Genomic DNA, 1074 nt, shown 5'->3' with positions numbered 1-1074 from the left:
CACGGCCGCCGGACACCACGATCGCGGCCTCGGTCAGCTCCGGGCGCCCCGTCGACTCACGCGGCGTACGGGAGACGACCTTCGTGCCCGTGGCCTGCTCCGAGAAGGAAACGGCGAGGGCCTCGACGACGCCGGCGGCCGGAGCCGGCTCGACCGGGGCCGAGTTCGGCTTGACCGTGACGACCGGGACGCCCTTGGAGACACGGGACTTGGTGGTGTACGAGGCGGCGAACGCGGACTGCGTGGCAACCGGGCCCTGGTCGCCGGCTTCCAGGTCGACGGCGTCAGTGATGATGCCGGAGCCGATACGGACCGCGAGACGGGCCGCGATCTCCTTGTTCTCCGCGGAGGAGGGCAGCAGCACGGCGGCCGGCGACACCGCGTCGTAGGCGGCCTGCAGCGCGTCCACCTTCGGAACGACGAGGTAGTCGGCGAACTCGGAGGCATCGGCGGTCAGGACCTTGACCGCGCCGTGCTCGGCGAGCGTGGCGGCGGTGTCCGCGGCGCCGCTGCCCAGGGCGACGGCGACGGGCTCGCCGATCCGGCGCGCCAGCGTCAGCAGCTCCAGCGTGGGCTTGCGGACCGCACCGTCCACGTGATCGACAAAGACGAGAACTTCAGCCATGGAACTTCAATCTCCTGCGTGTGCGAGGTGGCGGGGGGCGATGAGGGAACAGCCGGGGATCAGATGAACTTCTGGCCGGCCAGGAACTCGGCCAGAGCCTTGCCGCCCTCGCCCTCGTCCTTGACGATCGTGCCCGCGGTACGGGCCGGGCGTGCGGCCGCGGAGTCGACCGCCGTCCACGCACCGCCCAGACCCACCTCGTCCGCGTCGATCCCCAGATCATCCAGATCCAGCGACTCGACCGGCTTCTTCTTCGCCGCCATGATCCCCTTGAACGACGGGTAACGCGCCTCACCGGACTGGTCGGTCACCGACACCACCGCCGGCAACGACGCCTCCAGCTGCTCCGAGGCACTGTCGCCGTCCCGGCGGCCCCGCACGACACCGTCCTGCACGCTCACCTCGGACAGCAGCGTCACCTGCGGCACACCCAGCCGCTCCGCGAGCAG

At 71.1% G+C, this 1074-nt stretch carries 1 protein-coding gene and 1 pseudogene; both read right to left on the bottom strand.

The window, feature by feature from the left end; genetic code table 11:
• Nucleotides 1-625 (bottom strand): electron transfer flavoprotein subunit alpha/FixB family protein (locus ABZ434_RS36090; protein WP_359146351.1); only part of this gene is annotated, 625 nt, incomplete at its 3' end.
• Between the two features lie 59 nt (nucleotides 626-684).
• Nucleotides 685-1074: pseudogene (locus tag ABZ434_RS36085) on the bottom strand (electron transfer flavoprotein subunit beta); the annotation flags it as partial.

Source organism: Streptomyces sp. NPDC005761 (assembly GCF_040630635.1).
Lineage (GTDB): Bacteria > Actinomycetota > Actinomycetes > Streptomycetales > Streptomycetaceae > Streptomyces.
The sequence above is the reverse complement of the archived record's forward strand: the minus strand, read 5'-3'. Positions and strand labels throughout refer to the sequence as shown.